The sequence below is a fragment of the Novosphingobium sp. THN1 genome (genome assembly GCF_003454795.1).
In the GTDB taxonomy this organism is placed as follows: domain Bacteria; phylum Pseudomonadota; class Alphaproteobacteria; order Sphingomonadales; family Sphingomonadaceae; genus Novosphingobium.
In genome coordinates, this window is the sequence record NZ_CP028348.1 from 284,261 (window position 1) to 302,847 (window position 18,587).

Sequence of the window (18,587 nt, forward strand, 5' to 3'; positions counted from 1 at the left end):
AGCTGCCATGACTGTCGCAGGATCGCTCGATCGTCGATACTTCATGGCGGCTTCTTTTTTATCTCTCGGCCTCGGCGCGGCAGCGCGTGGCCAGACGACGCCGCCGAATGTTCCCGGAGGCCCTCTGCCTCCCGGCCTGCCGCAGCCGTCAGAGACGATCGATCTTTGGCCGGGCGGCGCGCCAGGCCAACCCGTCAAGGCACTGGTCGAAACCGTGCAGGAGCGTTCGATCGACCGCCTCGTTACCGATCGGGCCGTGTTCGGCATATCTCGTCCGCGCATGGCGGTCTTTCGTCCAGACCGCCCGAATGGCGCTGCGGTTCTGATCACACCGGGCGGCGGCTATCGCTGGGTGGTGGTTGACAAGGAAGGGTACGAGATGGGCCGCTGGCTCGCAGCCCGTGGCTTCACCGCCTTCGTCCTGTTCTATCGCCTGCCGGGGGAAGGCTGGGCGGCAGGCCCCGATGTCGCCCTGTCCGACGCGCAACGCGCCATGCGCGTGATCCGCCACCGTGCGGGGGATTTCGCAATCGACCCCGAACGCGTCTCGGCCATGGGCTTTTCTGCCGGCGGTCATCTCTGCGCCGATCTGGCCACGCGCTTTGCGGCGAAGACTTATGGCCCGGTCGATGCAGCGGACGCGCTGTCGGCCAAACCGCACAGCGCCGCGCCGATCTATCCCGTGGTCTCGATGTCCGCGCCCGATGCCCATCCCGGTTCACGCGAACGGCTGGTCGGCAAGGCCGCCGCCCCGGCGGTGGAAGCTGCGCATTCCCCTCACCGCAACATGCCGCGCGATGCCCCGCCGCTGTTCCTGCTTCATGCCGAGGACGATGACGCGGTGCCGGTCAACAACACCCTGCTGCTTCGCGCCGCCGCCAAGGCGCAAGGCGTGCGCGTGGAGACCCACCTGTTCGAATTCGGCGGCCATGGCTTTGGCCTGCGCAAGGCAATCGGCAAGCCGGTCGAAGTCTGGCCTGAGCTCTGGCGGGCATGGGCGCGCACTACGGGACTGGCACTATGACCGTGAATCGCCGCGATGCCCTGAAATCTGCTGCCCATGCCTCCTTCAGTCTTGCCTCCTTCGGCCTTGCCGCACCTCTCGGGGCAAGCGCCGCACCTGCCCCGGCGCCGCGTCAGATCTCCTCGCGGCACCGGGGCTTCGACAACCAGCGCGTTGCCGATCTGGGCAACGGCACGTTCCTGAACCCGATCCTTTCGGGCGACCGTCCGGACCCTGCGATCCTCAAGGACGGCAAGGACTATTACCTCACCTTCTCCAGCTTCGAGAGCTATCCCGGGCTGCTGATCTGGCACTCGCGCGATCTGGTGAACTGGCAACCGCGCAAGCCTGCGCTGCACAGGAACATCGGATCGGTCTGGGCGGTCAGCCTTGAGAAGCACGCCGGACGCTACTTCCTGTACATCCCGGTGAAGGCTCTTCCGCGCAACGAGATCTACGTGACCCATGCCGATCATATCGACGGGCCGTGGAGCGATCCGGTCCCGCTCGGCCTGCACGACCATATCGACCCGTGCCATGCGGTCGGCGAAGACGGTTCGCGTTGGCTGTTCCTGTCCGGCGGCGATCGCGTGCGCCTTTCGGACGATGGCCTCAAGCTCGCCGGGCCGGTAGAGCATGTCTACGACCCATGGCGATACCCCGATGAATGGGACGTCGAAGGCTTTTCCCCGGAAGGGCCGAAGATTCACCGCGTCGGCAAGTGGTTCTACATGCTCACTGCCGTCGGTGGCACCGCTGGCCCGCCCACGGGGCACATGGTCATTGCCGCCCGGTCCAGGTCGATCCACGGGCCTTGGGAGCAGCACCCAGGCAACCCGCTCGTCCGCACCACCGACGTGCGCGAGGCGTGGTGGTCGCGCGGCCACGCCAGCCTCGTCGAAGCTCCGGACGGATCGTGGTGGAGCCTTTATCACGGTTTCGAGAACGGCTTCTGGACGCTGGGCCGCCAGTGCCTGCTCGATCCCGTCGCATGGACTGCCGATGGCTGGTTCCACATGAAAGGCGGCGATCTCTCCCACCCCTTGGCCAAGCCGATAGGGGCGAGGCGCTTCCCCACGGCATGCCGCTGAGCGACGATTTCAGCTCGCTGCAACTTGGCACAAAATGGTCGTTTTTCCGCCCGGCGCCGGATGAAGCGGACCGCGTGCGCGTTGCCGACAAGACCCTGTTCTTCAAGGGCAAGGGTCAGGCCCCGTCGTCCGGTTCGCCACTGCTGCTGATCGCTGGAGATACGTCCTATCAGTTCGAGTGCGACATCGAACTGGCCGAGGGCGCCACTGCAGGCCTCGTGCTGTTCTATGACGACCAGCTTTATGCCGGGCTCGGCTTCGACCGGGAGCGCTTCGTCACGCACCAGTACGGGATGGAGCGCGGCCGGCCGGCCAATCCGCACGGCCCTGCCATGCGAATGCGGGTGACCAACCGCCGCCATATCGTCAGCTATCACACTTCGGGCGATGGCGGACGCACATGGCGCAAGTTCGACCGCGGGATGGAAGTCTCAGGCTATCATCATAACGTGCGCGGCGGTTTCCTGATGCTGCGGCCCGGCCTTTACGCCGCAGGCCCCGGCGAGACGAGGTTCAGCAACTTCACCTTCACTGCACTGGACGACTGATGCCCCGCACGCTTGAGCTTCATCCCGACCGGTTGCTGCCGGCCGATCCCTCGGTGCGCGCCATTGCGCGTGAGTTGTACGCCAGCGTGGCGTGTCTGCCGATCGTCAGCCCGCACGGTCATACCGATCCGCGCTGGTTTGCCGGCAACGCGACGTTCGGCAATGCCACCGACCTGCTGCTGGTGCCGGACCACTACGTGTTCCGCATGCTCTATTCGCAAGGTGTGGCGCTGGAAGACCTCGGCGTGCGCAACAAGGGCGTGGACCCGCGCGCGGCGTGGCGGCTGTTTGCCGAGCGCTACTGGCTGTTCCGCGGCACGCCTTCGCGCATGTGGCTCGACTGGGTCTTTGCCGAGGCCTTCGGCATGAGCGTGCAGCTTTGCGCCGAGACGGCCGACCTCTACTTCGACACGATCACCGAAAAGCTCGGCTCCGATGCGTTCCGCCCGCGCGCGCTGTTCGATCGCTACAACATCGAGGTGATCGCCACGACCGAGAGCCCGCTCGACACGCTGGAGCATCACGCCGCGATCCGCGCCGAGAATGCGCGCGAGGGCGGGTGGCAGGGCCGGGTCATCACCGCCTATCGCCCCGACCCGGTGATCGATCCCGAGTTTGAGGGCTTCCAGGCCAACCTCGACCTGTTCTCGGGGCTGACCGGCGAGGATTGCCGCAGCTGGACCGGCTACCTTGCCGCGCACCGCCAGCGCCGCGCCTTCTTCGCTGCGATGGGCGCGACCAGCACCGACCATGGCCATCCCACGGCAGCAACCGCCAACCTGTCTGCCAGCGAGGCAGCGGCGCTGTTCGACAAGGTCGTGGCCGGCAAAGCTACCCCGGCCGATGCCGAACTGTTCCGCGCCCAGATGCTGACCGAGATGGCGGCGATGAGCCTTGACGATGGCCTCGTCATGCAGATCCACCCCGGATCGTTCCGCAACCACAACGCTGCCGTGTTCGAACGCTTCGGGCGCGACAAGGGCGCCGACATCCCGACGCGGACCGACTTCGTCCATGCGCTCAAACCGCTGCTCGACCGCTTCGGCAACAGCCAAGACCTCTCGATCATCCTGTTCACGCTGGACGAGAGCGCCTATGCCCGCGAACTGGCGCCGCTGGCCGGGCACTACCCCTGCCTCAAGCTTGGCCCGGCATGGTGGTTCCACGACAGCCCGGAAGGCATGAAGCGCTTCCGCCAGATGACCACCGAGACGGCGGGCTTCTACAACACTGTCGGCTTCAACGACGATACGCGCGCCTTCCTGTCGATCCCGGCGCGGCACGACGTTGCCCGGCGCATCGATTGCGGCTTCCTGGCGCAGCTTGTTGCCGAACACCGCATCGAGGACTGGGAAGCGGCCGAACTGGCGCAGGACCTGTCGTACAACCTCGCCAAGAAGGCCTATAACCTGTGAAGCGCCTGTCCCCGGACACGCTGGCAGCCCTGCCCGCTGAGGTTGCTCGCCCGCTCTACGATCGCGAAAGCCAAGAGGTTGGCATCGTCCACTTCGGCATCGGCGCATTCCACCGCGCGCATCAGGCTTGGTACACCGATGCGGCGATGAATGCTGGTGACCGTGACTGGATGATCACCGGTGTCTCGCTGCGCTCGCCCGGCGTGGCGCGGCAGATGAACCCGCAAGGCGGGCTCTACACCGTGGCCGAGCAATCGGCCGATGAAGCGGCCCTGCGCATCGTGGGATCGGTGCGGGGCGTGCTGGTGGCGAGCGAGGAGCCCGATGCGGTGATTGCCGCCGTGGCTGCACCTGCCACCCGCATCGTCAGCCTGACGGTGACCGAGAAGGGCTATTGCCGCCGCGCCGACGCAACTCTCGATTTCGATCTCGCGCACAGCCTGAGCTTCTATTACTTCGTCACGCAGGGCCTGCTGGCGCGGGCCAAGGCGGGGCTTCCCGGCGTGACGCTGCTTTCGTGCGACAATCTTGCCGACAACGGTGCGAAGCTCGAGAGCCTGATGCTGCAGTACCTTGAGCGGCACGAGCCCGATCTGGTGCCATGGTTCGCGGCAAACTGCACCTGCCCCTCGACGATGATCGACCGCATCGTGCCGGCCACGACGGACGAAGACCGGGCAATGGTGGCAAAGGCTCTGGGCGGCCTTGAGGACCAGGCCTGCGTCGTCACCGAACCGTTCAGCCAATGGGTGATCGAGGATCGCTTTGCCGGCGCTCGCCCGCGCTGGGAAGACGTTGGCGCGCAACTGGTATCCGAAGTCGGCCCCTACGAGACGGCCAAGCTGCGGATGCTAAACGGCGCGCACTCGCTGCTGGCCTATTGCGGGCTGCGCGCTGGCCACGAGTACGTCCACGAGGCGATTGCCGATCCGGACTTGCGCGCGCTTGCCGAGCAACTGATGCGGCAAGAAGCTGCACCTACCATCACGCCAGCGCCCAATCAGGACCTCGATGCCTATGCCGACGCACTCATCGCCCGCTTCGCCAACCCCAGCCTCAACCACCGCCTGATCCAGATCGCCATGGACGGTTCGCAGAAGGTTCCGCAGCGCTGGCTCGAAACCCTCAAGCACAACGAGCAGCAGGGCCGGACCTGCCCCGCCATCCGCGAGGGGTTGGCCGCATGGGTGCACCATCTGCAAGGCCACAACGGACCCGTTGACGACCCCATGGCCGACAAGCTCTCCCGCGCCGTCAAGAGCGACAATCCCATGATCGCGCTGTTCGGTGATGGCGGGCTGCTTACCAGCCGTTGGCGGCCGCAATAGCCTGATTGGCCCCATACTCCGGCCGTTGGCGGGCAAGTGTGGGGCAGATCTGCTGAGGTCCGCTAGTGGCCGAGCGCGATACCGGCGAATTCCTGCCTGATGTCCTGCAGGGAACGTGCGTCGCTCCAGGTCATCCCGATTGGCTTCGACGCCGCTCCGGGACCGGTCGAGCCTCTTTCGGCAAAGCGCGCGTCTTGCGGGCGGAAGACGGTGCTCATGGTGCCGTCCCTCGAGGTTCCATTCATCGGCGCCCAGTGGTCGGGGTGAATATGCGCGTCCATGTGGCAATCGACAAACAGCGCATGGCCGACAGCTTCAGGATCGGCGTAGCGGCCATCGGCAAAGCGCTTTGTCGGGTGCCATGGTCGGGCCAACGCGACAGAAGCGTCCGGCACGCCCGCCTCGCGCGTCAGGCGGCTGCGGTAGATCACAAGGCCCGTCGACTGGGAAAGCGGCGTGGAGGGCGCCGCAACGAAGGAATGAAAATCGCCAGGGGCGATTTCCGCGGCTCTCTTCCTCGTCCGGATTTCGCTGTTCTCGATCAATAGCAGGCCGTTGCCGAAGATGAAGTCGATATTGCCGGCAATCAGCGAGCGCGCAATCCGGGCCCGGCCGCCGTTGGTGAACAGGGTATCCTGATAGCCGAGTATCGCTGCATCGGCGATAGCCACGCTGTCGCTGGCCACATCAAGAAGAAGCGCAACGGCTTGCGGGTTGGCAATCTTGCCCGCGTCGCTGGCAGCCAGCGCATCGTTGGCCAGATAGTCAAAGGTGTTCTCGATCGTGATGCCGGAAATGCTCACTTTGGCGGCATTGATCGTGAGCGTGGCCGATCCCGGCGTTCCCCAATTGGCGCGGTGATAACGGCCTGACGTTTGTGCGACGGCGCCGAAATGGATGCGGCTGACGCTCCGCCCCGCGCCCACGATCTTGACGCGGTTGCGCCTGATCACGGGCTTCTCTTCGTAATCGCCGGGCATGACCCGGATCTCGATCCACCGGTCCGAGTGATCCCGTTCAGCCGCATCCAACGCCAACTGCAGCGAGGTGTAGCAAGGCAGGGCAGAGCGCGTGCAGTCGTGTGCAACCGCGTATGTGTCGGCTGCCGCACTGGCCAGAACGGGCGCTCCGCCGAGCAGTGCAGCTGCCAGAACTCCCAAGCAGAACTTCATCGCCTGTCCCCGTTCTGGCCGAAGCCCATCACCGCACGCAAGAACCGGTCGATCCTGCGCGCAGTGGGGGTCAGCCATGGTTCAAAAAGCCAGAAATCATGCGGCGCATTGGCCAGATCGTACACTTCCGCCTGCGTTCCATGACTTTGCAAGGCCGCGAGCACTGCCACTCTCCCTGCGGTGAAGCGCGGGATGCCGCTGCCCAGGATGAGGGTCGGCGGAGACGTCTGCGAAACATGACGCCCAGCACTCGCCTCGATCCAAGTCTGCGGGGAGCTTTCGAACGATCCGCCGACCCATTGCGCAAACGGCGACTTGTCGCCCGCCGCATTCTCGAACTGCAAGGCCAGCGGATCGGTCATGTCGAGCACCCCGTCGAGATCGACCAGAGCAGCGACCGGTGCTGCACGGCCCGCCGCATCGGTGCGTAACCTTGCATCATATGCGAGCAAAGCCGCCATCTGTCCGCCGGATGAGGCGCCGCCCACGGCTACCCGATCGGGCTTGATGCCAAAGCGCGCCGCATTGTCGTGCACCCAGCGCAAGGCGTCTGCGGCGTCGGCCATCCCGGCAGGGTAACGGGCCTCGGGCGCGAGGCGATACTCGGGGAGGATGACAGTATGGCCCAGTCCGGCGAGGTGGCTGGCCAGTGCGTAGAAGTGGCTCTTGTCGCCCGATCGCCAGGCACCTCCATGAAGCAGCACCAGGGCAGTGCCCAGCCGCCTTTTCTGCGACGGCAGGAAGACATCAAGGCCAAGGCTGCGCTCGGACAGGCGCTTGTAAGAACGGTCGAACAGGATCTCCTGGCCCTCGGCAAGGGTCACTGCCGGCCAGCTGATCCCGCTGTACTGGTTCCTGTACTGCTCGAAGCGCTGGGCGACGGTATAGCTGTCGTCCACCTCTCTTGCGGTTGCCGGCATCGAACCTGTCAGCCCGCAGGCAGTTGCAGCCGCCGCGAGTGCCATCCTTAACAGCGTCATCAACCGGCCGCTTTCATGCAAGGGGGCCGCCCGCGAGGGGATTTGCGGACGGCCCGGTCATCGTCAGAACTGGTAGCGCGCTCCGACGAACCACTGCGCACCCGTCCGCGAGAACTCACGCACCAGATACTGGCTGCCATCGCCAGTGCCGTAGATCCGCTCCTTCTCGTTCGTGATGTTGATGCCCTGTACCGTCAGGGTCAACTTGGGCGTGATGTTGTAATAGGCCGACAGGTCGACATGTGTCGGACCATATTTGCGCTCCTGAACGTGGCCGTTTCCGCCCGGTTCACTCAGCAGATAGTCGTCGCGCTTGTTGACGGAAACGCGAACCCCCATGCTACCGGTGTCAAAATAGCCCGTGAAATTGTAGGAATTGGGCGAAAGTCCCGTTGAATCCCGCGCGGATACATGGGTGTAGTTCGATGCCACGCCGAAGTAGGACAGGACGCCCGGCAGGAACGTGAACGGCGCGTTGAGCGTAACTTCGACACCCTTTACGCTGTTGCCGCCCGGAGTGTTGACCGCCTGGAAGAAGGTGTAGGGAACCTTGGCGGGGTCCGCGTTGTAGGAGGCGTCGTAGCGGGGATCGGCATAGATTGCCTGCCAGTATTCCTGCGGCACCGGCTTGGTCACCACCGCCGTGCTGAGCGAGCTGATGATATCCTTCTTGAACAGGCCGACAGCGACGAGGCCACCCTTGCTGAAGTACCATTCCAGCCCGACGTCGTAATCGTTGGAAAGGTACGGCTTGAGGTCCGGATTGCCGAGATTGCCGACTGTCCTTGTCGTATATTCGAAGGTCGGGGCGGCGATGTTGAGAGAGCCCAGCCCCGGCCGCGTCATGGAGCGGGCGTAAGCGGCTCGCGCCACGATGTCGGGCGTGAGGTTCAGCGCCAGATTGAGCGACGGCAGGAAATTGTCGTAGCTGCGCTTCACCGAAACCGGAGAACCGGCAATGGTCGCCCGTGAATCGATATTGGTCTTCACGTAACGGACACCGCCGTTGGCGCGCAGGACCATGCCGCCGAGATCGAACTCCCCGGTGACTTCGCCATAGCCGCCCAGCGTCTTCTCGATCACTTCCCAGCCGGCAGCCGTATTGGGCGTATAATTGTCCGAGATGAGGTTGGACGAAGCCACCTTGTCAAAGTCGAAGACGGCGAATGTCGGCAGGCCGCCCGACACCACGCCCTTGCCGAAATTCGAGATCGGGAATGCCTGCAGGTAGGACTGCGGCGCAAAGCTCGGCAGGTTGCCCTGCGCTTCGGAGTAGGCAACCGACCGGCGGCTGTAGGCCACACCGGTGCGAGCGGTGATGTTGCCGGCCTCGAGGACAAGGTTGCCCTTGGTGGTGAAGTTGTCCTTGATCACCTTGTTCAGGCGATTGGCCGCTGTCAGCGCATTGACGAAGTTTGCCGCATTGTTCGGATCGTAATTGCCATAGCTCAGGACAGGCACGTCCTGGCTCTTCGAGAAGTCATACGAGTAGAAGTGCGGGACCGAGCGGGCATAGAAGCGCAGCTCCTCGCGATCGGCCGCATCGCGCGCCTTGCCGGCCATGACATCCAGCTTGAGGTTGTCTGAAGCCTGCCACTTGGCCGATGCCACGTACTGCTGAAACTTCGAGACGGAGGTCTGATGGCGGCTTTCGTACCACGAGGTGACATCGTCAAACGAGGCGGCAATCAGTTGCTTGCCGTCTGGCGCAACCTTGAACGAACGCGGCGTCTGGCCGACGAAATTCCCGGCCGGGCCATGCGTCAGCAGCCACTCCATCGAGTTGTAGCTGAGGCGGTCGTTCTCCAGGCGCGAGAAGAGCCCGTCGAAGCTCACTTCCAGGGTGTCCGTCGGACGGAACTGCAGCGAGCCGGTCAGGCCGAGGCGCTTCTGGTTGTTGCCGAAGAAGTCGGCGCGCGGCAGCCGCGGTGCCCACAGGCAGTCCAGGTTGTCGGCGGCAGGGCAGTCGACCGGCGTTCCGGACACGACGGGATTGGTGTCGGCCCAGCTGTCGCCATTGACGAACGGCGATGTCCAGCGGACCGAACCGAAGCCTTCCTGATAAACAGTGCGTTCCGAGTAGGCGGCAGACACCAGCACGCCGACCTTGCCATCGGCAAACTGGTCGGAAAGCATGGCGGTGACGCGGGGGTCGACCTTGCGCGTGATCGAGTTGTAGCCGCCCTGTGCCGAGATCACGGCCTGCGGCTTGTTGAAATCAAACGGCTTTGCCGAATAGAGATCGACCGTACCGGCAATACCGCCTTCTTCGATCGATGCCCGCTGCGTCTTCTGGACATCGACCCGGTTGAACAGCTCCGATGCGAAGATGTGGAAGTCGAACGCACGGCCGGCATTGATGGTGAAGCCGCCCGAATCCAGGCCGTCGCTGCTGGCAGGGACCTCCATTCCATTCAGCGTTGTGCGCGTGAAATCCGGGGCAAAACCGCGCAAGGTGATGTTGCGCCCTTCGCCACCTTCGCGGGAGATCGCCACGCCGGGCAGGCGCTGGATCGACTCCGAAAGGTTGAGGTCCGGCATCTTGGCCATGTCTTCGGCCAGAATGCTCTCGGTCAGGTTTATCGACTTCCGCTTGATATCCTGGGCGCGAACAAGGCTGCCGCGAAAGCCGCTCACCACGATTTCCGGCTGCTGGACGGGAGCATCCTGCATCGCCCCTTCGGCCGCAGCTTGGGGCGCGGCAGCGGCGGCCACCGGTGTCATCTCGCCAGCCGGCGTCAAAGCCGAGGCGCGGGTCAGGGCTACAGGCCGAGACGTCACCGTGGTCGACGGATTTCTCGCAACGATGGCATAGGATCCGTTGCCCAATTGGCGTGCGGCGAGGCCCGTCCCTGAAAGCAGCCGATTGAGCGCTTCGCCAACGCTCATTTCGCCACGCACGGCATTGGTGCGGATCGAGCGCGTGATCTTTCTGGCGGCAATGACCTGAACATCGCCCTGTCGGCCAAGGATGCTGATCGCCGTTTCGGCTGGTTGTGCATCGATGGAGAACTGCCGGGTCTGCGCAGCAGCTTCAGCTTGCGAAGAGATCGCGCAAACAATAGCTGACGAAGCAAGCAGTAGATTTCTCGAAACCGACATTATTCCCTCCCATATTCAGGCTTGCCAGGCTTTTGCTTATGCCTGTGCAAACAAGAGCACCCAGAAACGGAAATCCTTCCAAAAAAGATTTACTTCCGATCTTTTTTCCGGCTGCCTCACTCTATTCTGATGATCCCGGGCTCTGTGGTGTTGATGCTAACCCCAAGGCTGGCCTTGACCGCTTCTGCAAAACCATCCGGATCATTCACCCGAAACAGACCGTCAAACTGTTCGGCTGCTATCGCCGGATCGGCAATGACGATCTGACGCTGGTTATAGCGGTTGAATTCCTCGGCGGCGCTGGAAAGTGGCGTACCGTTCAGGTCGATCATTCCGCTGCGCCAAGCCAGCGCGCGGTCGACGTTGGTCGACTGGCCGGTTTCAAAATCGACCAGCGCACTTGCGCCGACAATCGCCCGATCGCCTCCCTTCAGGGTCAGCTGCAACTTGCTGTCGTGCCGGGCGGAAGTCTCCACCACGCCTTCGGTTACAAGCACTTCCACAGCCGTTCCCCGGGTCCTGACCGAGAACGCCGTGCCGACAGCGCGGACCTGCACATCGCCGACCTGGACAATGAACGGGCGCTTGGCGTCCTTGGCAACCTCGAACCAGGCCTCGCCCTGAAGCAGGGCGATCTGGCGGACGTCCTGCGCAAGGTTGACCTTGATCTGGCTGGCAGAATTCATCGTCATCACCGAACCGTCGGCCAGTGGCAGCCGCCGGATCTCGCCCACCCGGGTTTCGAAATTGGTCGCACCGTCTCCCAGTCGGAAAGCAAGGTATCCGCCAACCACCGAAGCGGCGGCAGCGCCCATCAAACCGCGTCGGGTCCAGCGACTGAAGGAGGAAATCGCAACCGGCGCGGCCGGCTCTTCAACCGTGGAGTCTGCCTCGGCCGAAGCGGAATCCAGTGCAACCCATTGGGCCTCCATGCGCAACAACAGGCCGCGACGGGTGGGAACCTCGTCGAGCCAAGTTTGCAGCATAGCCTCGTCCGCTGCGGTCCATGCGCCGGAGTCCATTCGCGCGATCTGCTGCGCGATGAAGTCCTCGTCTGAAGATCGGGCGCCGCTCGCTTGCGAAGTCATGCCCGGCCTCCACGCCGTTCGGTGGATAGTGCCGAACCGCTGATCAGGGCGTCGACTTCCGCCTCGGTCTGCTGCCACGCCTGACGGACTGCCCGGACCCCGGTCCAGATCTGCTTCTCCACCGCCTTTTCGGTGATGCCGAGATGCGCGGCAATCTCCTTCTGGGACCAGCCCTGCAGCTTGCGCAGCTCAACCACTTGCCGGCAACGCTCCGGCAGCCCGGCAATGATGGCGAGGACCCGCTGGTAGTCCATGCGGCTCTCGGCCTGACGTTCCGGAGATTGCAGAGAATCATCGCTGAAGCATTCGATGTCGGCAACGACGTCGAGCATGACGATCTGCTGCCGCTTGATGCGGCGCAAGACAAGGTTTCTGGCTACGGAGTACAGGTACGCTACCGGATGCTCAATGTGATCGACCGCCGGGAGCATCGCAATTCTGCAGTAGGCTTCTTGCATGACCTCGTCGATCTCCTCGCCGGGCAAGCGGGAGCGCGCAAGCCAGCCCCTGACCTGTCGCTCATGCGGCAGCAGCTGTTGCGCAACCCACGTTGCCCTCTGGCGACGCTTCGCCAGCTCCGTGTTCGCCTCGCCTCTCGTAGCATCCTCCTGTGCGGCCGTTTTCTGGCCTTGTACGATACAAGAGGCACGGCGCGGACAAATCCTTCCTCAGGAAGACAACTTTTTTGCGAGGAGGACCCGAGGATAGGCGAGGCGGTTGCCACTTGTCGCAGCTGGGCGGACCGCTCGCACTTGCAGCATGTTCTCGACGATGCTCGGCTGCCACGCCGACGTCAGGTGGTTCTTGCCGAACATGGCCCCAAGTTACCCTACGAAGTTATCGAAAACGCCTCGGCAGTGCGAACCCGTTTCGAACTGTAGGCAACCTTCGCCGGCAAGGTCAGCCGGATCTCGGTGCCGAACCCTTCTGCGCTTTCCACTCTCAGCTTCCCGCCGATTGTCAGCATCCGCTCACGCATGCCAAGAACGCCAAAGTGACCTTTCGGCGAACCCTTCTCGAGGATTTCTGCGCTCATGCCTATGCCATTGTCGCGGACGTAAGCAGAAAACTCCCAGCGGCCATAGCGCAGGCCCACTTCAATGCGTGATGCCCTGGAATGGCAGGCCGCATTGTTCAGGGCTTCCCCCAGCACAGCCAGCAAATCGTCGAACAGTCCGTCGGAAATCGTACGAGGCCGCCGCTGGACGCTCAGCGGCGCGATCAGGTCCTGAGGATAGATTTCGCTGCGCATGAGCTTGGCGAGTTCTTCCTGAAAATCTCTGACGCGAGAGCGCCGCAGGCCCGATACGCGCTCCCGGCCCTCGACCAGCATCTCTTCGGCGCGTTCGAGCGCCGGGTTGAGCAAGGCCTGTGCCGCTGCATCGTCGGCAAAGCGGTCTGCTACGGCCTGAAAGCGCAGGATAAGACCCTGCACACCCTGGATCATGGTGTCGTGCAGTTCCCGCGCAATCCGCTCGCGCTCTTCGTTTCGTGCTCCCATGCGGTTGCGGATGCGGCCGCTCACCTGCTTCAATCGCAGGTCATAGATGAGGTACAGCAGCCCAAGCACAGCGCTTGCAGCCAGCACGCGAAACCACCACGTCTGGTGAAAGGCACGCTCGATGGTGAACTCGGCAATTGCCGGGCGTGTGCTCCAAACGCCGTCTTCGTTCGCTGCCTGCACCTCGAAGCGGTAGGTGCCGGGGCCAAGACCCGGAAAAACCGCCACCTTGCGGCTGCCCGCATCGGTCCATGCCGGCTGGATGCCCTGCAGGCGATAGCGGAAGCGTACCCTGTCCAGCGTGGCAAGACTTGTCGCGGTGTATTCGATTTCCACCTGGCTTGTGCCGGGCGGTATCGTTGCCTTCGCGCCTGGCACGAAACTGTCAGGTTCGGTCCGGAAGCCCTTTATGACGATGTCGGGCGGGCGAAAGTTCGGGCGGATCGTCGCGGGATCGATGCTCGATACATTGCCGCGTGTGGCGAACCAGATCCGGCCGTCACCCCCGGCAACGATCTGCTGTCCCGAAGACTTCTGCACGAAACTGGCCAGGCCATCGCGGAAATCGAACACCCGGTAGGGCAACGGCGTGCCCGGCCGCGCCAGTGCCTTGCCCAAATCCTCCGTACGCATTCGCAACACGCCCAGATCGCCGATGGCCCACGTGTCGCCCGCTGCAGTCTGCACAATGCCGTTTAGCGAACTCGCCCAAGGGTATTGAACCGCTGAAAGGAGCGGCTGCCCCCGCAGAAGCGGTGCGGCGAGCCCGGCAGCGCCGCTGGTGTAGAGTGTATCCCGCCCCGCCAGCAGGCCTTCGACACCGTCACTCGGCACGGACTTGTCGGTCAGCGCAAGAAATGGCAGCGCCGCACTGGCCGGCATTTTCCCGCGAAAGTGAATTGCCGCTCTTCCATCGGCCATGATCGCCACGTTGCCCGGCAACTGATCCTTTCCGGCAACCCCTGCAAAGGCTTGCGTCTTGCTGCGCTCCAGCACGAACAGACCCTTCTGCAATGCAGGCAGCCACAGGCGACCACTGCGATCCTCGCCGCAGGAGTTGGCAGCGAAAGTGTCGGGCAAGGCAAAGGTCTGCTGTACCCGGCCGGACCGCAGCCGCAGCGCCCTGCCGCGCTGGATGACCCAGATGCCCTCGCCCTGCGCGGCGCAGATCGCTTCGATGATGGGAACCGACTTGAGAACACGCGCAGGATCAGCCTTTGGCCGAACCATGTAAAGCGCATGGTCGTCGGCAATATAGACCACACCGTCCCTGTCTGCTGCCAGCATATGGTTGGTTGCCGGGTTCGATGGAATGCCTGCCGCTGTCACCACCGGCACGCGGCGCAGCATGTTGAGGCCCATCTCCCCACCGATCCAGATGTTCCCTTCGCGATCCTCGAACAGGGCTCGCACGGGATCGGACAGCAGTCCGTTGCCCGTGTTCAGGCGTTGCAGCAAGCCATCTCTCCCGGAATGCATCGCCCGTTCAGGGTGTTCGACACGAAAGACGCCATCGCTCCAGGTCGCGCCCCACATGTGACCTTGGGAGTCGAACAGCGTGCGGATGCCAAACGGGGTGGCAAAGCGCGGCCCATCGGCAATCAGACGGCCCGCCCGGGCTATCGCGCGGGTCTGTTCCTTTTCGGTCAGCCAGATCGTGCCATCCGGCCCTTCGGCCAGCGTTGCGCGCGGCAGTGTCACGATCCCGGTGGGTTCGAAGCGGTCTTGGCCGGCAACTTTGCGATAGACGGCCTCCTCGGTGGTCAGCCACAGCGTTCCATCGCGCGCAAACAACGGATTCCACACAGGTTTTTCCGGCAAGCCGGAGCGTGCGTCGAACTCGGTCCATTGTCCATTGTGCCACCGGGCAAGCGACGTCTCGCTGCGCCCCCCGCGACTTACCCAGATCGCACCGTCCGGCCCCTGCGCAATGTCATTCACCTCGCGCGAAGGATTGGGCATGCCGGGGTCGATCAGCTTGCCGCCACGCCAGACGAGCATGCCGCGACGACGGGCAAGGCCGATCCAGATCGTGCCATCGCGCGCCGCCAGCAGGCGGGCGACAACGATACGATTTGGCGCGGCAGGCGCAGGTCCGATGCGTTCGAAAGTCAGCCCGTCAAAGCGGAACAACCCGTCCACGCCGCCCAGCCACAGGAAGCCGTCTTGAGATTGGGTGATGGCGTTGATGCGGCTTGGCGCCCCTTCTTCGACCGACCAGTGACGCAGCTTGAAGCCGCGTAGCGGCGCGCCGGGTGCATCCGGCTGTGGCTCGGAAACTGCACCGGACAGCGGCACGACAAGCAAGGCGAACAGCCCTGCCAGCACCAGGCGCCACACCTGCATGACTCTGAAGTCAAAGCTCAATGATGCCCCGCTTGGCCGCAGTGGTCACGGCATGGGTGCGGTCGCTGACATGCAGCTTGGCAAAAATGCTCTTGATGTTCGACTTCACCGTCTCGTCGGCCACGCCCAGCCGCCACGCCACTTGCTTGTTGGAATGGCCGCCCGCGATCATCTGCAGGATTTCCACTTCGCGCGGGCTGAGCGGATCCTCGATGGCGTGCAGCGCTATCTCCTGCGCAACATCGGGGTGAAGATGGCGCTGCCCGCGATGAACAACGCGAATCGCGTTGAGCAATTCGCGGCGCAGACTGCTTTTCAGCAGAAATCCCGCCGCCCCGGCCCGCATCGCCTCAAGCGCCTTTGCATCCCCCGAGTAGGTGGTCAGCACGATGATCCGGGCATCGGGATGTGCAGCGCGGATCTTCACGATGGCTTCGACGCCCGTCATTTCGGGCATGCGCAGATCCATCAGAACCACATCGGGGCGCAATTCTTCGTATAGCCGCACGGCCTCGATGCCGTTTGCCGCTTCGCCCACCAGTTCCATGTCAGTCTGCAAGGCGATGATCGCACAAATGCCCTCGCGCAGGATGGGGTGATCATCGGCAATCAGGATGCGTATCGGGGCAGCATTCCCGGCTGACATGCGCGTATCTTGCCCTCTGGCAGCGTTGCCCGAGCCCGACCGGGCAGCGGCAAGTGTTTGTCCCTGCGCCGAAGATTACCACGACGCGGCGGTGGTGGGTAGCCACCCGAAAGCGGGCCGTCACGCCCCCCCGACCGGGTGTATCCGGCGCGGCAAATGCGGATCATTCTCGTGAGGTAACGAGGGGCGCCCGACATGACCGACAGAGCGGACCAACCACCTATCACTTTGCCAAGACGTGGATTTCTGGCTGCCGGCACGGTTGCGACAGCACTGACTACGCTGCCCGGCATCGCCTTTGCCACGAATACGCCCGCTTCAGGAGAACGCACGATGGGTACGATCACCACCAAGGACGGCACGACGATCTTTTTCAAGGACTGGGGGCCGAAAAACGCCCAGCCGATCGTGTTCCATCACGGCTGGCCGCTGAGCGCAGACGACTGGGACAACCAGATGATGTTCTTCCTGCAGCAGGGGTTCCGCGTGATTGCGCATGACCGGCGTGGGCATGGCCGTTCGTCCCAGACCGACACGGGCAACGAGATGGACACGTATGCGGCAGACGTTGCCGCGCTGACCGATCACCTCGACCTGCGTGGCGCCGTCCATATCGGCCATTCCACGGGCGGTGGCGAAGTTGCCCGCTATGTGGCCCGCGCCCGGCCCGGCCGCGTGGCCAAGGCGGTGCTGATCGGCGCAGTTCCGCCGATCATGCTGAAGACAGCCTCTTATCCAGGCGGATTGCCAATGGAAGTGTTCGACGGCTTCCGTTCCGCGCTGGTCGCCAATCGGGCGCAGTTCTTCCAGGATGTGCCGACCGGGCCGTTCTACGGCTTCAACCGTCCCGGTGCCAAAGTCAGCCAGGGGCTGATCGACAACTGGTGGCGGCAGGGCATGATGGGTGGTGCCAAGGCGCACTACGATTGCATCAAGGCCTTTTCGGAAACCGACTTCACCGAAGATCTCAAGGCTATCGATGTGCCGGTGCTGATCATGCATGGCGAGGACGACCAGATCGTGCCCATTGCCAATTCGGCGCACCTCGCGATCAAGCTGGTCAGGAAGGGTACGCTCAAGACCTATCCGGGCCTGCCTCACGGCATGGCCTCGACCCATCCGGATATGATCAACGCCGACCTTCTCGCCTTCATCAAGGCTTGAGGCGATGAGCTACTCCAGCCGCATCGACCTTTCGGAACACGTGCGCAAGCAGGCCTGCGGCTTGCTGCAGGCCCGCCTGTCAGACGCGCTCGACCTCGAGGCACAGGCCAAGCAGGCGCACTGGAACGTCAAGGGACCGCACTTCCTGCAACTGCACCAGCTGTTCGACGCCGTGCACGACGAGATCGAGCAGTTCGTCGATCTGCTGGCAGAGCGCATCACCACGCTCGGCCATGTGGCCGACGGACGCGTGACCACCACCGCCGCTGCGACCACGCTCTATGGCTATCCGCTGGAGGCCACGGGCGGCGAGGCGCACCTCAAGGCCCTCAGCGCAAGCCTTGGCGCCTTCGGCAAGGCGATGCGCGAGGCGATCGATCAGGCGGGCGTCATCGGCGATGCCGATACGGCCGATCTGTTCACGCAAGTCTCGCGCGAGACCGACAAGCAGCTCTGGTTCCTCGAAGCGCATCTGCAGGCGCACTGAACCCCCAAACCCCGTCAGGAGAAATTCCCATGTCCTTCCGTTCCCAGAAGCTGATCAACGCTGACGATACGCTGTTCATCTTCATCGACCACCAGCCGCAGATGGCGTTCGGCGTCACCAGCATCGACCGGCAGACGCTCAAGAACAACACCGTGGCCCTGGCCAAGGCGGCCAAGCTGTTCAACGTGCCGATCATCCTGACCGCGGTCGAGACCGAGAGTTTCTCGGGCTATATCTGGCCCGAACTGCTCGACGTGGTGCAACAGAAGCCGATCGAGCGCACCTCGATGAACTCGTGGGATTCCGATGAACTCGTCGCGCAGGTCAAGGCGAGCGGGAAGAAGAAGCTGGTCATCGCCGCGCTGTGGACCGAGGCCTGCCTGCTGTTCCCCACGCTCTGCGCGATCGAGGAAGGGTTCGAGATCTACATCGTTACCGACGCCTCCGGCGGAACCTCGCAGGAAGCGCATGACGCTGCCGTGCGGCGCATGGAACAGGCTGGCGCACAATCGCTCACCACGATCAATGCCCTGCTCGAACTGCAGCGCGATTGGGCGCATCGCGATACCTACAATGGCGTGATGGACATCGTGCGCGAGCATCTGGGAGCATACGGCATGGGCGTCGATTATGCCTACACCATGGTCCACAAGGCCCCGCAGCGCGGCGCTTTCCCGCACGAAGCACCCCACCCCGAAGGCCACTGATCCCTCACC

The 18,587-nt window shown here is 63.7% G+C and carries 13 protein-coding genes and 1 pseudogene; 7 read left to right on the plus strand and 7 right to left on the minus strand.

Features of this window, described 5'->3' with window-relative positions:
• Positions 1-7 precede the first annotated feature (7 nt).
• From C7W88_RS18420 to C7W88_RS18435, 4 genes and pseudogenes are all read left to right on the plus strand, one after another.
• Positions 8-1,024 (plus strand): alpha/beta hydrolase, encoded by a 1,017-nt coding sequence (locus C7W88_RS18420; protein WP_118075031.1) that lies wholly within the window; start codon positions 8-10, stop codon positions 1,022-1,024.
• Positions 1,021-2,642, plus strand: a pseudogene (locus tag C7W88_RS18425) (family 43 glycosylhydrolase). Before C7W88_RS18420 ends, C7W88_RS18425 begins: the two are co-directional and overlap by 4 nt.
• Complete coding sequence (gene uxaC / locus C7W88_RS18430) at positions 2,642-4,057, plus strand: glucuronate isomerase (protein ID WP_118075032.1); 1,416 nt, start codon at positions 2,642-2,644, stop codon at positions 4,055-4,057. The pseudogene C7W88_RS18425 and the gene uxaC overlap by 1 nt, the downstream one beginning before the upstream one ends.
• Positions 4,054-5,385 (plus strand): mannitol dehydrogenase family protein, encoded by a 1,332-nt coding sequence (locus C7W88_RS18435; RefSeq protein ID WP_240345085.1) that lies wholly within the window; start codon positions 4,054-4,056, stop codon positions 5,383-5,385. Before uxaC ends, C7W88_RS18435 begins: the two co-directional genes overlap by 4 nt.
• 62 nt (positions 5,386-5,447) lie before the next feature.
• Here C7W88_RS18435 and C7W88_RS18440 read toward each other — a convergent pair whose 3' ends face one another.
• The 7 genes from C7W88_RS18440 to C7W88_RS18470 all read right to left on the minus strand — a co-directional run bounded on the left by C7W88_RS18440 (position 5,448) and on the right by C7W88_RS18470 (position 16,220).
• Positions 5,448-6,557 carry a pectinesterase family protein gene (locus C7W88_RS18440; protein WP_118075033.1) on the minus strand — a complete coding sequence of 370 codons (1,110 nt, stop codon included), beginning with the start codon at positions 6,555-6,557 and terminating at the stop codon, positions 5,448-5,450.
• Positions 6,554-7,522 (minus strand): alpha/beta hydrolase, encoded by a 969-nt coding sequence (locus tag C7W88_RS18445; protein ID WP_118075034.1) that lies wholly within the window; start codon positions 7,520-7,522, stop codon positions 6,554-6,556. Before C7W88_RS18445 ends, C7W88_RS18440 begins: the two co-directional genes overlap by 4 nt.
• 78 nt (positions 7,523-7,600) lie before the next feature.
• Positions 7,601-10,639, minus strand: a complete 3,039-nt coding sequence (locus C7W88_RS18450; protein WP_118075035.1) for a TonB-dependent receptor — start codon at positions 10,637-10,639, stop codon at positions 7,601-7,603.
• Between the two features lie 116 nt (positions 10,640-10,755).
• Positions 10,756-11,727 carry a FecR family protein gene (locus C7W88_RS18455; protein WP_118075036.1) on the minus strand — a complete coding sequence of 324 codons (972 nt, stop codon included), beginning with the start codon at positions 11,725-11,727 and terminating at the stop codon, positions 10,756-10,758.
• Positions 11,724-12,212 carry an RNA polymerase sigma factor gene (locus tag C7W88_RS18460; RefSeq protein WP_240345086.1) on the minus strand — a complete coding sequence of 163 codons (489 nt, stop codon included), beginning with the start codon at positions 12,210-12,212 and terminating at the stop codon, positions 11,724-11,726. Before C7W88_RS18460 ends, C7W88_RS18455 begins: the two co-directional genes overlap by 4 nt.
• Before the next feature lie 344 nt (positions 12,213-12,556).
• Entirely contained in the window at positions 12,557-15,574 is a 3,018-nt protein-coding gene (locus tag C7W88_RS18465; RefSeq protein WP_118075038.1) for a sensor histidine kinase, read from the minus strand.
• Between the two features lie 10 nt (positions 15,575-15,584).
• On the minus strand, positions 15,585-16,220 hold the full coding sequence (locus C7W88_RS18470; protein WP_118075039.1) for a response regulator transcription factor: 636 nt from the start codon (positions 16,218-16,220) through the stop codon (positions 15,585-15,587).
• A 195-nt stretch (positions 16,221-16,415) separates the two neighbouring features.
• On the opposite strand from C7W88_RS18470, the gene C7W88_RS18475 reads away from it, so the two are divergent.
• From C7W88_RS18475 to C7W88_RS18485, 3 genes are read left to right on the plus strand one after another with little or no spacing between them, the layout of a single operon-like run.
• Positions 16,416-17,384, plus strand: a complete 969-nt coding sequence (locus C7W88_RS18475) for an alpha/beta fold hydrolase (RefSeq protein WP_118075040.1) — start codon at positions 16,416-16,418, stop codon at positions 17,382-17,384.
• 4 nt (positions 17,385-17,388) lie between these two features.
• Positions 17,389-17,871: a DNA starvation/stationary phase protection protein Dps gene (gene dps / locus C7W88_RS18480; RefSeq protein ID WP_118075041.1), complete on the plus strand. Its 483-nt coding sequence runs from the start codon at positions 17,389-17,391 to the stop codon at positions 17,869-17,871.
• A gap of 29 nt (positions 17,872-17,900) precedes the next feature.
• Positions 17,901-18,578, plus strand: coding sequence for a hydrolase (locus tag C7W88_RS18485; protein ID WP_118075042.1), 678 nt, complete (start codon positions 17,901-17,903; stop codon positions 18,576-18,578).
• Positions 18,579-18,587: the final 9 nt, after the last annotated feature.